A 13,466-nucleotide genomic window follows, 5' to 3' on the forward strand; every position below is an offset into this window, starting at 1 on the left:
ACTGAATTTCTGGACAACCCCATCTACTATTAGCAAGCTATTGTATAAGTCCGAGCCACTGCCAGTATGGTACACATAGTACCGCGAGCAATAAAACAGCAAGTCCGTAGGCCATTGCAACCAATTGACCTTGCTTATGACTAAATGATTTCCCCTCAGTACTGTAGTATGCCGTTAAATACGTAGGTGATTGATAGGTAAAGAAGAATGGATCAGTTGCAAGCAATACAACAAAAACAAGTACCCATGGATGGATGCTCGCTAATGCAGCGAACGGCGCCAGCGATACAATGAGCAGAATGACAGCTGCATCATCACGAACGATGAGTGTTATGACGAATGAGAGCAGGACGACAGCTAGTATAAACCATACAGGTGAATCAATGAAGACGCTCATATGTGAGCCAAGCATGTTTGATATGGCATCGACTGTCCCAGTACGTATTGCCGCTTCTCCAAAGCTGAAAGCTACACCGATAAAGAGTAGAAATGGCCAATCAATCGAGGTTTTCAGCGTTTGCTCATCCAATACGCCATACACTACGAGCACGACAAACGCTATAAGCATGATCCACACGTAATCAATGCCAAGCAATGGCTCAAGCATAATAAGCAGTATTGCGCCTAGTGTAGAATAGACCGTTGCTTTTTCTCCTCGTGAAAAGCTTCCTAACAGCTTCAATTGATCGTCAAGCACCTCAATCGAAATCGATCTGCGATCTTCTTGTTTGCGAAACAGCCATGCCAAGGCTGCAATCATCACCGCACTAAATAGAAGAAAAGCAGGCAGAGCGTAAATAAACCATTGGAACCAGTTCACACTGCCTCCAGTAAGACCTAATGCCAGCATATTTGTATAGGACCCTGTCAGTACAAATGGTGCTGTGAATCCGTAAAACACCATAGCGGTAAGAGACAAGCCAGCCATCCCGTTAGATCGATCCTTGTAGCCCATCGCTTCAGATAAGGTGCGAGCTAGTGGAACACCAAGTCCAACTTTACCTGAGGAAGATGGGATTAACGGATTGAGTAGTGCTCCGCTTGCTACGATGCCTAGAAATTGTCCGCGATAGCTCGCAGGAAACAGCTTAAGCGCCAATAATGAGAACCGGTACAGCAGCCCGGATTTCACGATCGCTGTACCAAGAGCTAAAATAAACAGCATATAGAGCCAACTCGTTGAAGCAAAGCCAGATAAGGCAACCACAGGCTCTACTACACCAAGCATTACCCAGAGCATTACCATCAGCAGTGCGACGATATAATCGGGGATGACACGAACAATCCACATCATGACAGCGGCGATGCTTATTCCAATAAAATCCATTCCTTGCTCAGTAAAGCTTCCTATTGGCTCTGCAATATGAAAATATACGAGACTAATGACGGCGAGAAGCATAGCAATAATTGCTTGCAGCTTTTGTCTTCCTGGCAGTAAACCAGCTTGCCTTTCCAGCTGCTGCTGTTTAGTGCTTTTCCATTTCGGACGAATGAGTGGAAAGCGATTAGCAGCTGTAGCTACTGGATCAGACAATTGCTGAGCAAGTGCTGCATACTCAAGTGCTTTTTGCTGCATGCCTGACTGGCTGCACCAATCGGCAGCCCATATGTATAAGGTCGATAATTCGTCAACGGTAAAGGAGTGCTGTGGCAGCTCGAGACAAGCCTTCAGACAAATATAACCTGCCTCATTTCTGCTTTCTAAGCACATGTGCAAATAATCCAGCATTACAGTTGGATAGCTTGCAAGCCTCTCAGGTGGGCAGCCTTGTAAAGCTTCAACGAGCGGCAGATCAATTCGATTGGTAATGCGCTGCAAGTACTCCAGCAGGCAGTCCCAACCTGCATTGTCGATGCCTCTGCATATCATTGCAGCTGCTACGAGATCATCAATAGATAAGTAATATTCCACAGCATGCAAAAGCCGCCTTGCTCTGGCACCATGACCGTGTTTTTCTATATAAAGCTCTGACAACACTTCCTTTGCGAACGGTGAAAATGTGAAATGCTGTTGATTAGTGGAATCGAATTGAAGCAGCTCGTTCAACCCGTTCTGCTGGTCTATCCATTCTCTCATATTGTCTATTTGAAAATGCTGCTGCAGCAGCAAAATGTCGCCATAAGGAAGAAGTGCGGCAGAGATGCATGCGTCGCGCAATTGCTCTGGCAACTGTTCAGCAAGGGAGCGGATGCGCATTACTTCTGCTTCTCGTATTTCAGCAAGCTTTGAATTGGTATGTGTTAATCGATTAGAGAGCAGCGATATGAAATACGATGATATTTTTGGATATTGCTCAATGAAATCTCGCAGATTTTCTTCTGTTATGACGTACATATGGGTATCCGAAGCGGCTATTGCAGTCGCGCTTCGCGGTTCACCCGTAAGCAAAGCCATTTCGCCAAGCAGTTCCCCTTCACCAAGTACAGCTAAGGCATAACGTTCTCCCTCTTCATTTTCAGTATATAGCGCAATTTGCCCTTCCAGCACAATGTACGCGGTTCTGCCCATATCCCCAAAGCGAAACAGCAGCTCGTCAGTTAAAATTGTTTTTCGTTCCAGCTTCCCAAGTATCTTTGCTTTTTCAACATTGCTTAGACCGCTAAACATTGCAATTTCATCAATCGGTTTACTTGCCATTATTCATCCTCCAAACCCATTACTCCTCGTTCAGTATAACGTATTACTGGTAGAATAATAGTAGCCGTATTACAAAATTTTTCATTGATGCGGGTTATTTAAGAGATTATCATTTTGACTTTGGGACTTTAGTAAGCGTGCTGCTTGCTGGATAATGTTTCCGTTATATAATAAGAGGATCAAGATAAATAATAATGGAGGTGTAACGGTATGGATGTAATAACAGCAATTGAAAAACGGAGAGAAATTACGTCATTTCATTCTTTGAACCTACTATCGGAAACACTTAAGCAATTAGAACGAGCTTTTTACTTATCTCCAAGCGGGAATAATTTACCTTCACGCGAGTGTATCGTCGTGACGGATCGCGTTATGCTTAACCAACTTAGTGTGACAACCCCTTATATGAAATGGCTCGAGCAGGCTGCAGCTGGATTTGTTATTGTAGCAAATTCTGAGCTGAGCAAGTATTGGCTGCAGGATGCAACGATTGCAGGCTCCTATCTGTGGCTGACAGCGACATCCTTGCAGTTAGGGGCTGCATGGGGAGCGGTATATCATTCAGAAAATTATGAGGAATCTGCACAGCGTGAACAATTTGTACGGGAACAGTTGAATGTTCCCGAGAGCTTGCGAGTCGTAGCTATCCTTGGAATTGGCTATCCTGCGATAGATCCTCCGCCTAAGGAAATGTATCCAATTGAGCAGATTATGCATCATGAGTACTATCAAAGCAGGGAAGAGTAGAATGAGAGAGTATGTTGGTCGTTGCGTCATATGCGGTCGTGACATTTATTGTGAGGATGGATTTCTTAATGGATATACCGACGATGAAGGGAAGCTCTGTTGTTATGAACACGAGCATGCAGCAGAAGAATGCAATGATGCTTGAAGATGTCACAGCTTATTAATTGAGAATGTAAAAGGATGTGACGTTTTGATAGATGTAGCAGCAGCGATTATCGAAAATCATAATGGTCAGCTGTTGATTGCACGGCGCAAGTCAGGCAAATCACAAGCGGGACTTTGGGAGTTTCCTGGTGGAAAGCTTGAACAAGGCGAAACGATAGAGGCTTGCTTGAGACGAGAGCTCCTGGAAGAGATGAATATTAACATTGAACCATATGAGGCTTTTGGTGTTCATTCGCATCATTATGAAACGGCCCATATTCGCTTATATGCATATAAGGCGAAATTTGTGAGCGGACATATAAAACTATCGGATCACGACCAATATGCTTGGAGCACTGCTGAAGAGCTTGATAAATACGAATTTGCTCCAGCTGATCTCCCATTTGTCAATAAACTGATGTCCCAATTGAAGCAATGAAAGAGGCTCGAACAAAACTAGTTTCTCATAAAAAGATGGATGCGACTGCATCCATCTTTTTATGCTATGTTGAAAATTTTATTGATACAATTGGCTGCTGTCACCTACAGCTTGATTTTGCTGTGCGGCCATCAGATGCTGGATTTGAGGCGAATTTTCAGGAATAACTTGGTACATGGCTCCGATTTTTGCTGTTTGATCTGGCGTAGCCATCTCCATCGGATAATAACCTTTTTTAGCCATGTATTGCCACATATCATATGCGTGCGAACAGCTCATCATGAAAGCAGTTTGACAGAAAGAACGAATTTCTGGATTGACCATTTCCATTGCAGCCCAAGCATACTCACGACCTGCGCGTTTCAATGTAAGCAAATATGCAGTTGCCATCTCACGGTCATTCATTTGCTCTACCATAGTTCGGGGTTGCACACCTGGAACTGGAGGCATCATGCTTAGCATATCGAAATTGAGCTGCTGCTTCTCGCTTAACAGCGGTAGCTCTTTGTGAGCACCTTCGGATTTATTCAAAAATTCAACCTTCATATTGTAATCACGAATATGAAGAGGGAAATGTCGTTCCAAAATCGCTTTAAACTCAGGATCCTGTACGTGTTGAAGCATGTACCCCATGTTGGTAATACTGTTGACACAGCTCATTGTTAATTCATTCAAGTCATATAACTCATGTGCCGCTAAATTCATTGTTTTTCATTCCTCCAATTTGTTTTTGTTGGTTATACGACAATAGGATGCCATAAGGTTATAAAAACATGCTCGCTTGCAGTTTAGAATCGAAAAGAAATGTGGTGGGATGTATGAAACTCGAGCATTTGGAGATAGTAGTAATGATTCTAATGAGGAGTTGATACTGTTGAGAACGTTAGACGCAATTGCATTAACATTGCTTATAGTCGGAGGACTTAACTGGCTGCTAGTTGGTTTGTTCCAATTTGATTTAGTTGCTGCAATTTTTGGCGGACAGGATTCCGTTTTGTCGCGTATCATTTACGTTATTGTTGGGTTATGCGCGATTTACTCATTCAAGTTCTTTGGTCGATTAAGAGAAGAGGAACGTGCACGCTAAGCACTTGAATAAATAAACAAGAAAGAGCTCCGAGGCATGTAAAGCCTTGGAGCTCTTTGAATTGTATTGATAATATTCAATTATTGCAGCCAAGCGTCAACCTTATCAGCATTCGCTTCAACCCAAGCTTTTGCGGCAGCCTCAGGCTCAGCTCCGTCAACGATTTCAAGCATTACCTCGGCCATATCGTCCGGTGTCCAGTTGAAGGCATCAAGGAATGCGTAAGCTTCAGGGTGATCTTCTTGCAGGCCAGTACGTGTAATCGTATGAATTTGTTCATCTTGACCATAGATAAGTTGAGGATCTTCAAGATATTTCAAGTCCATATTGGCGAATTTCCAATGCGGAGTCCAACCTGTCACGATAATTGGCTCTTGCTTATTATAAGCGTCCTGTAGTGCTTTAGCCATCGCAGCAGAAGAGCTTTCAAGCAGTGTCCAACCATTGTCGCTCAAGCTGTATTTCTCCATAACTTCCTCAGTTTTCATCATAAGACCAGCACCAGGCTCAATACCAATAATCGTATGATCAACAGCTGCACCGACTTCATCGTTCAAGTCCTCGATGCTCGTTACATCCATGTAAGCAGGAACTACAAGTCCAAGCTTCGTTCCGTTCAAGTTCGGTCCCAAATCCTCGAATTTGCCTTCCATCTCAGTGGCATAGGATTCATGCGTTGTAGGAAGCCAAGCAGCTACCATTGCATCGGCACTGCCGTCCGAAATTCCAGTCCACATTGGGCCTGCGTCAACCTGCAGCATTTCTACCTTGTAGCCAAGCTTTGTTTCAAGTACTTCTTTTACTACGTTTGTGCTGGCGATTTCAGAATCCCAGGCTACATAGGCGAGCTTTAACGTTTTATTAGCGCCGCCTCCTTGTGATTCGCTTCCACCATTATTTCCTGAAGCACAGCCTGCTAGAAGCACAAGCACGGCAAGCATTGCAGCAAACACCATTGGTTTTGTTTTTTTCATATCAATCACTCCTTGAATAAATTTTTCTCGCGATTGCGATATTTTAATTCAGTGTGTTGTCTTGATGTGTTGATGCATGGAGACATGCATATATTATGAAGCTACATTGTTGGATCGGCGAATAGCCCTTTGTGTAAAACGATCCAAGATGATAGCCAAAATAACGATCGCAAGTCCGGCTTCAAAGCCGATTCCTGTTTTAACCTGTGTAACGGCACGGTATACGGTAGCACCTACACCCTGTGCACCAACCATTGAGGCAATGACAACCATAGATAGCGAGAGCATAATCGTCTGGTTAATTCCTGCCATAATCGTAGGCAATGCGAGTGGCAGCTGAAGCTTGAACAGCTTTTGCGCTGGCGTCGAGCCAAATGCATCGGCAGCCTCAACAAGCTCCGAAGGAACTTGTCGGATTCCAAGATTCGTAAGTCGAATCGTTGGTGGAATAGCAAAAATGATGGATGAGATTACCCCAGGAACTACGCCAAGACTAAAGAACGTAATGGCAGGCAGCAAGTAAACAAAGGCTGGCATCGTCTGCATGAAATCGAGCAGCGGTGTAATGATTCGCTGCATTCTGTCGCTTCTGGCAGAGAGAATACCTAACGGGACACCAATTACGATAGAGATCAAGGCTGCTGTAAGGACAAGCGCAAGCGTCTGCATCGTCTGATCCCAGTAACCGAGGTTTTCAATAAGCAGCAAGCCAATTGCGGTAAATGCGGAAAGTCCCCATCTACCAATTAGCCAAGCCAGAAGTGTAAATATAATAATAATAATTAGTGCTGGCGGATAACGAAGAATTGTCTCTAATCCGTTCACCATACCGCGAATAATAAGCGTAATGAGATTGAAAAATGGTTCCATGTTGGTATCCATCCATTTTTCGACCGCTTCAATCCAAGCGCCAATCGGAAGCTTAGGCAGATTCATTCGTACCACCTCCATCAGCTAAGGAATTTCCAGCTAACGCTGCAAGAACTGCGCCTTTAATCACTACGCCCTTAAGGCGATTATTCTCATCAACTACAGCTACCGGTAATCTAGAATTACCCATTAACTCGAACAGCTCATTTAGTACGGAATCTGGAGACGTGACTGGCACTTCATCCTGAATGATCTCTTCGAGCTTCTTGCCTTCCTTGATTGCATTGGAGGCATCATCTGCGGTCACCAGACCTAAAAGCTTCATTGTTTTATCAACGACGTAAAGGCTTGAAACACCTCGATCCCTCATAAATTGCAGGGCAACACGGGGACCTTTATCAATCGTAATCGTCTCCGCCTTCTCCATGACATGGGCGGCAGTCAGAACCTTGGATAAGTCAACATCTTCAACAAAGCGTTCTACATACTTGTTGGCAGGCTGCATGAGAATTTCTTCTGGCGTACCAATTTGCACGATACTGCCATCTTTCATCAGCGCGATCTGATCACCTATTCGCAATGCTTCATCCAAATCGTGAGTAATAAATATGATGGTTTTCTTCATTTCACTCTGAAGCTCGAGCAGTTCATCCTGCATATCCTTGCGGATAAGGGGATCAAGCGCGCTGAACGCCTCGTCCATTAGCAGTATATCGGGATTGTTGGCTAAGCCGCGCGCCAATCCGACACGCTGCTGCATGCCTCCGCTAAGCTGATTAGGGTAGCTGTTTTCCCAGCCCTTCAAACCAACTAGCTCCAGCGCTTGCATTGCCATCTCCTTGCGTTTTGCTTTGTCTATTCCTTGAACCTCAAGTCCATACTCCACATTGCGAAGCACGGTGCGGTGCGGGAATAGAGCGAATTTTTGAAATACCATGCCGATGTTTTTTCTTCTGAATTGACGGAGCTGTTCAGCGGACATGTGCATCACGTCCTGACCTTTGAACAGCAATTGCCCAGCAGTAGGCTCAATTAAGCGATTGAGCAATCTGACAAGCGTAGATTTACCACTGCCTGACAGTCCCATTATGACAAAGATTTGTCCTTCTTCTATCTTAAAGCTGGCTTGATTGACCCCTACCGTCATCTTGGTTTCGGCTAGAATTTTCTCTTTTGTCCAGCCTTGCTGAAGCAAAGATATACCTTTTTTGGGCTCATGACCGAATATTTTGGTCAAATGTTTTGCCTCGATAATCGACATTTCGTATTCCCCCTTTCATTGTGGTATATAGCAACTTTGCACCCTAATAGTGTAGAAAATAATGGTTGCAGCGGTCAAAGCGGCTCAGCCTTCGTGTAGTTCGTACAGTTTTAACTTTACAAACTTTATGTACTGTATACTCTTGATAACTCCGTTTTTCGCCTCTGGTGTATTCTTTACATAATCATTGCCCGTTGTTTACAATGGATATAGTTAGCTCGCATGGTTATGCGGCTCTCAGGGAGGCACACAATGAATGAACTAGAAGCATTAACGGAAGAGCAGCGCTCTCAATTGCTTAAGGTTAGAAGAAGAGTAATTGAATCTATCGGTAAAAATATGGATTTGTACGGAATAACGCTCTCTATTGGTTATTTATATGGAAATATGTATTTTAATCGCGAGCCTGTTACACTGGACGAAATGAGCCAGACGATGGGAATGAGCAAAACATCTATGAGTACAGGTATGAGAACACTTCATGACCTGAAGATGATTAACAAGGTCTGGGGTAAGGGATCACGTAAGGACCTGTACGAGGTCGTACCGGATTGGCATCAGAACTTCGTTGATTATTTTTCAATTAAATGGAGAAAAGCCGTTGAACAGAACATGAGTGCACTTAAGCGCAGCTTGAAGGAAGTCGATGAGTTGATGGTTCAGTATGAAACAGATTTGTCGATGAAACAGCTGCTTGAGAGCGATAAAGAAAAAATTCAAGAAGCGCTGGCCTATTATAGGTGGCTGGATCGATTAATCGATTCTTTTGAAACGGGTGAAATTTACGAATTTATCCCGAAGGAAGAATAAGCTTAGATGTTATTAAAACAACAGAAAACCTGGAGAACAGTGACCTACAAAAGGACTCTTTGAAAAAGTGATCCTCTTGTGGGTCATTTGTGTTTTAGATTATTGTCAATCATTTGTTGAAACAAGTGAGATTCAGTACATGCTGCTGAATCTTTTTTGTTTGAAGTTTCGACAAATTGTACATGCTAGTACTGTACTAAACGAATGATTAAAGGAGGATTACCATGACAAGTTTACTCATTAAAATATTAAGTGTTCCACTTGGGTTAATTATAGCTTCCTGGATATTTCCGAATGTGGAATACTCAAGATTGTATCAGCCCATCATTGTAGGATTGATTTTAGCAGCAGTAGGGTTAGCTATGGAGTACGCAATCCTTAGAAAAGGAACACTATGGATAAGCACTTTTGCTGACTTTATCGTGTCATGGGTACTTGTATTTGGCCTTTCATTGCTTTTTGATACCGCTTATGTAAGCGTTTGGGGGGCATTCTGGGCTGCAGTTCTGCTTACTGTAGTTGAGTACTTCCTGCATCTCCTTTTAATAAAAAATGGATTGGCAAAAAAGCATGCTTAATTGCGTGCTGACCTGCCATACATAGGAGGCTCAGTTGCAATGGAAATAGACTCTGGCTTGTCATATGGCAGCGATTATCATTTTTTGCCGGTTACCTCGATCAAAAGCGGTGCTGAAGATGAAGTCGCTACTGGTGTATGGTGCAAAACGATTCAAATTGTAAATATATGCTGTATTAGCAATCAGGACGATTGGGTTTTGATTGATGCAGGGATGCCGCGTTCAGCCGATCAAATTATAGAGGCATGTGAAGCGCGATTCGGTGCTGGCAGCAAGCCAAAATGTATTGTACTAACACATGGCCATTTTGATCATGTTGGCGCAATCATTGAATTGGTACAGCTCTGGAAGGTGCCTGTTTATGCGCATAAACTAGAGATGCCTTATCTAACAGGAGCAGAAAGCTATCCTGCACCTGATCCTTCTGTTGAAGGCGGAATGGTTGCGAAGCTTTCCTTTGTTTTTCCTGTAGAACCGATCCAACTAGGTGATTGGATAAAGGAACTGCCTGAGGATGGCAGCGTTCCGTTTCTTGAGGATTGGCGCTGGCTTCACACGCCTGGTCATGCACCGGGTCATATCTCGCTGTTTCGTGAGCAGGATCGCGTGTTGATTGCGGGCGATGCATTTGTTACAGTAAGGCAGGATTCGCTTTACAAGGTGTTTACACAGGAGCAAGAAGTACACGGACCACCGCGCTACCTGACAACGGACTGGGAACAGGCTAAACATTCGGTTTACATGTTAGAGCAGCTTCAACCTGCTGTTGCTGTAACCGGGCACGGTGTGCCTATGCGTGGAGAGCGTCTTGCTCAAGGCTTAAAGAAACTAGCTGCAGATTTCGACTCGCTCGCTGTTCCCGATTATGGGAAATATATTCAGTAGTTAACACAAAGCCCGCTATATGCCAAGCAAGCTGCTTGGTCATTAGCGGGCTGATTTGTTAGGGTCCATTCACATGAGATCAACATGCTGATGCGTGCGTGCCTAGACAAAATTATCGTTGTACATCATAAAGAACTCGAACAAGGAGGTTTTGGCTATAATTGCCGAAGCTCTTGCCGAATATAGTCATGCCACCTTTGTTCAGAGAATACTCGGGGCATGCAATTCGAAAGGTAAGATCACTTTTGTAATCTAGTTGAACCTGTTCTAAGGAAATGTTTGAGATACGGACTCCATCAATAAAGCTGCCTTCATTCGTAATTCGAATCAGCTTAAGCATACCGTATTGATTCAGATGTGGAGGCCACCAGTCCGGATTGAAATTGCCGCGAGTATCGCCAAAATCCCCAGGGCTGGTCCATTTGCCAATTTCAACGTCATTTAGATAGAAGTAAATATCCGACGGATAATGATTATTGTAGCCAGGCGCTTCAGAGCTTAGCTCCATCGAAAATTGAATTTCCTTAAAGGTTTGGTTTGATTTTAGATAGTTTGGAATACGGTACTCAAGAAAGCCTTCCGACAGCCAAATGATATCTGCATGGATGCGCTCTGGATCTGCAAAATAACGCGGATCATCAAAATCGCCGATAATGCTGTCTTTAGTGGCAAGTCCACATGTTGGCAGAGCATTGTAGTTGCTAAAGTGCCCAACCTCAATTTCGACCTCGTACAAATTTTCCTTGTCGTTATTTCGCATATCAATCAGCAATTTGTCCTCATTCAAATAGCAAATTTTTTGAATGCCATGCTTGCCGACTGTAGAGTTGATCTGAATAATGCCACTTTCCTCAAGTTTCTTGATATGCATCGTCATGGCGCCGTTAGACAAATTAAGCTCGTTTGCCAATTCATTCAGATTCATGGCGGAATGACGGATCAACAGCTCAATAATTTGAATGCGAACCTCTGAGCTTAAAGCCTTGAAAATCGGCAATCCACTCATTAAATCTTTAATATAAATCATCGGCGATGGCTCCTTAACTAATCATTCATTTGCTATCTATCATATACGAAGCGATTATTAAAGAAAAGATGAAACTTTCAAAAATCCGAATTTTGTTTTAGGTTATTATAAAATGAATACGGGAGTTTCCTGAAATAATTGTCGTAAAATGTCGTTAAATCGTTGCTAAACGAACATAGTTTTAGGTTTATATAAACTATTTTATGTTTTTGTGTTTACAAATCCAACCTCGTATGCTATTTTATTGGTGAAAACGCATTCAAGTAGGAGAGGGGAGCAAAAATGAGTTCATCTGGATTGAAAGCAAAGATGATTGTTGATAAGGATTTCAAAATAGCGGAGGTCGATCCGCGAATTTACGGATCCTTTATTGAGCATTTAGGTCGCGCTGTCTATGGGGGAATCTATGAGCCGTCACATCCAACAGCAGATGAAGCGGGCTTCCGTGGTGATGTTAAGGCACTTATTCAGGAGCTGCAGGTTCCAATTATTCGTTATCCGGGAGGAAACTTTGTTTCAGGCTACAACTGGGAGGATGGCGTAGGGCCAGTCGAAGAACGTCCGAAGCGGCTTGAGCTTGCTTGGAGAGTTGTTGAGCCTAACTATGTCGGTACGAATGAATTTGCCAAATGGGCTAAGGAAATTGGTACTGAAGTGATGATGGCGGTCAATCTCGGGACAAGAGGTGTGGATGCAGCCCGTAATCTACTTGAATATTGCAATCACCCAGGAGGAACTTACTGGAGTGATCTTAGAATTAAGCATGGCTATAAGGAGCCGCACAAAATCAAAACATGGTGTCTTGGCAATGAAATGGACGGACCGTGGCAAATAGGGCAGAAAACGGCGGATGAATACGGCAGACTTGCTTACGAAACCGCTAAAGCGATGCGCCTTGTCGATCCAGATATTCAGCTCGTATCCTGCGGAAGCTCCAGCACAGGCATGCCGACATTCCCGGAATGGGAAGCGACGACACTAAACCATACGTATGATGTTAGTGACTTTGTATCGCTGCATCAATATTATGGAAACCGAGATGGAGACTCCTCTAATTACTTGGCGAGAACGATGGACATGGACCATTTCATTCATACCGTAATCTCGACATGTGATTATATTAAAGCGAAAAAGCGCAGCAAGAAAACGATGTATCTCAGCTTCGATGAGTGGAATGTATGGTATCACTCTAATGATCAGGATAGAAAAATAGAACCGTGGACAATTGGCCCTCCGCAGCTTGAGGATATCTACAATTTCGAGGATGCGCTACTGGTTGGCAGCATGCTGATCACACTGCTACGTCATGCTGATCGTGTAAAAATGGCATGCCTCGCACAGCTGGTCAATGTGATTGCGCCAATTATGACGGAGGAAGGCGGCAAGGCTTGGAAGCAGACGATCTTCTACCCTTACCTGCATGCATCGATCTTTGGTCGCGGCGTTTCACTGCTGCCGATTGTAGATTCTCCGAAATATGACGCACAGGATTATACAGATGTTCCTTACCTGGATAGCGCTGCCGTATACAACGAACAAAAAGAGGAAGTTACGATTTTTGCTTTGAACCGTCATCTGACAGACAGCCTGCAGCTTTCTTGTGATGTTCGCAGCTTTGAAGGTTACGCCATTGTAGAGCACATCGTACTCGAGCATGATGACTTGAAGGCGTTTAACACCGCAAGTGATGAGAAGGTAAAACCTCACTCTAATGGTGCGTCTGAGCTAAAAGACGGCTATGTAACTGCAAACTTGGCAAAAGCATCATGGAATGTGATTCGTTTGAAAAAAGTAAGCAATTAAATATAAAAGCATGTAGAGCAAGAACTTCAATAACAGCTGGTCACGATATGTAGCCGCGGGCATGCATAGAACACACCTAAGATAGGCAGGTTCGTTCTGTGCAGTACTCGCGGCCTTTTCCTATTAAATAGGATATGAATGGAGGCAAAAGGCATGTGCTCGGTGAAATCATCGAACACATGTCTTTTAATAATTTAAATACC

At 43.6% G+C, this 13,466-nt stretch carries 13 protein-coding genes; 7 read left to right on the forward strand and 6 right to left on the reverse strand.

Annotation, left to right across the window (positions count from 1 at the left end; genetic code table 11):
* Window positions 1-37 precede the first annotated feature (37 nt).
* A complete protein-coding gene (locus tag ACFP56_RS17650; protein WP_379237003.1) occupies window positions 38-2,638 on the reverse strand; it encodes an SLC13 family permease in 2,601 nt (866 codons plus the stop codon).
* A gap of 210 nt (window positions 2,639-2,848) precedes the next feature.
* On the opposite strand from ACFP56_RS17650, the gene ACFP56_RS17655 reads away from it, so the two are divergent.
* Both ACFP56_RS17655 and mutT read left to right on the forward strand, forming a co-directional pair.
* On the forward strand, window positions 2,849-3,385 hold the full coding sequence (locus ACFP56_RS17655; RefSeq protein ID WP_379237005.1) for a nitroreductase family protein: 537 nt from the start codon (window positions 2,849-2,851) through the stop codon (window positions 3,383-3,385).
* Between the two features lie 190 nt (window positions 3,386-3,575).
* Window positions 3,576-3,968 (forward strand): 8-oxo-dGTP diphosphatase MutT, encoded by a 393-nt coding sequence (mutT, locus tag ACFP56_RS17660; protein WP_379237007.1) that lies wholly within the window; start codon window positions 3,576-3,578, stop codon window positions 3,966-3,968.
* A 78-nt stretch (window positions 3,969-4,046) separates the two neighbouring features.
* Here the strand turns inward: mutT and ACFP56_RS17665 are convergent, their stop codons facing one another.
* Complete coding sequence (locus ACFP56_RS17665) at window positions 4,047-4,673, reverse strand: spore coat protein (RefSeq protein ID WP_379237009.1); 627 nt, start codon at window positions 4,671-4,673, stop codon at window positions 4,047-4,049.
* 169 nt (window positions 4,674-4,842) lie between these two features.
* Here ACFP56_RS17665 and ACFP56_RS17670 point away from each other — a divergent pair, with 169 nt between their 5' ends.
* Window positions 4,843-5,055, forward strand: coding sequence for a DUF378 domain-containing protein (locus tag ACFP56_RS17670; protein ID WP_379237011.1), 213 nt, complete (start codon window positions 4,843-4,845; stop codon window positions 5,053-5,055).
* Window positions 5,056-5,135: 80 nt separating this feature from the next.
* Here the strand turns inward: ACFP56_RS17670 and ACFP56_RS17675 are convergent, their stop codons facing one another.
* The 3 genes from ACFP56_RS17675 to ACFP56_RS17685 form a co-directional block, all read right to left on the reverse strand.
* Window positions 5,136-6,029, reverse strand: a complete 894-nt coding sequence (locus tag ACFP56_RS17675; protein WP_379237013.1) for a glycine betaine ABC transporter substrate-binding protein — start codon at window positions 6,027-6,029, stop codon at window positions 5,136-5,138.
* A 93-nt stretch (window positions 6,030-6,122) separates the two neighbouring features.
* Window positions 6,123-6,965, reverse strand: a complete 843-nt coding sequence (locus tag ACFP56_RS17680) for an ABC transporter permease (protein WP_379237015.1) — start codon at window positions 6,963-6,965, stop codon at window positions 6,123-6,125.
* Window positions 6,952-8,160, reverse strand: a complete 1,209-nt coding sequence (locus tag ACFP56_RS17685) for a quaternary amine ABC transporter ATP-binding protein (protein WP_379237017.1) — start codon at window positions 8,158-8,160, stop codon at window positions 6,952-6,954. Before ACFP56_RS17685 ends, ACFP56_RS17680 begins: the two co-directional genes overlap by 14 nt.
* A gap of 252 nt (window positions 8,161-8,412) precedes the next feature.
* Between ACFP56_RS17685 and ACFP56_RS17690 the strand changes: the two genes are divergently transcribed.
* The 3 genes from ACFP56_RS17690 (at window position 8,413) to ACFP56_RS17700 (ending at window position 10,433) form a co-directional block, all read left to right on the forward strand.
* Window positions 8,413-8,970, forward strand: a complete 558-nt coding sequence (locus ACFP56_RS17690; protein WP_379237019.1) for a GbsR/MarR family transcriptional regulator — start codon at window positions 8,413-8,415, stop codon at window positions 8,968-8,970.
* A gap of 224 nt (window positions 8,971-9,194) precedes the next feature.
* Entirely contained in the window at window positions 9,195-9,548 is a 354-nt protein-coding gene (locus ACFP56_RS17695; protein WP_379237021.1) for a DUF2512 family protein, read from the forward strand.
* 39 nt (window positions 9,549-9,587) lie between these two features.
* Entirely contained in the window at window positions 9,588-10,433 is an 846-nt protein-coding gene (locus ACFP56_RS17700) for an MBL fold metallo-hydrolase (RefSeq protein WP_379237023.1), read from the forward strand.
* 112 nt (window positions 10,434-10,545) lie between these two features.
* Here the strand turns inward: ACFP56_RS17700 and ACFP56_RS17705 are convergent, their stop codons facing one another.
* A complete protein-coding gene (locus ACFP56_RS17705) occupies window positions 10,546-11,460 on the reverse strand; it encodes an ArsR/SmtB family transcription factor (protein ID WP_379237025.1) in 915 nt (304 codons plus the stop codon).
* 282 nt (window positions 11,461-11,742) lie between these two features.
* On the opposite strand from ACFP56_RS17705, the gene arfA reads away from it, so the two are divergent.
* Window positions 11,743-13,263, forward strand: coding sequence for an arabinosylfuranosidase ArfA (arfA, locus tag ACFP56_RS17710; protein ID WP_379237027.1), 1,521 nt, complete (start codon window positions 11,743-11,745; stop codon window positions 13,261-13,263).
* The last annotated feature ends 203 nt before the right edge of the window (window positions 13,264-13,466 follow it).

The sequence above is a fragment of the Paenibacillus septentrionalis genome (assembly GCF_042659865.1).
GTDB lineage: Bacteria > Bacillota > Bacilli > Paenibacillales > Paenibacillaceae > Pristimantibacillus > Pristimantibacillus septentrionalis.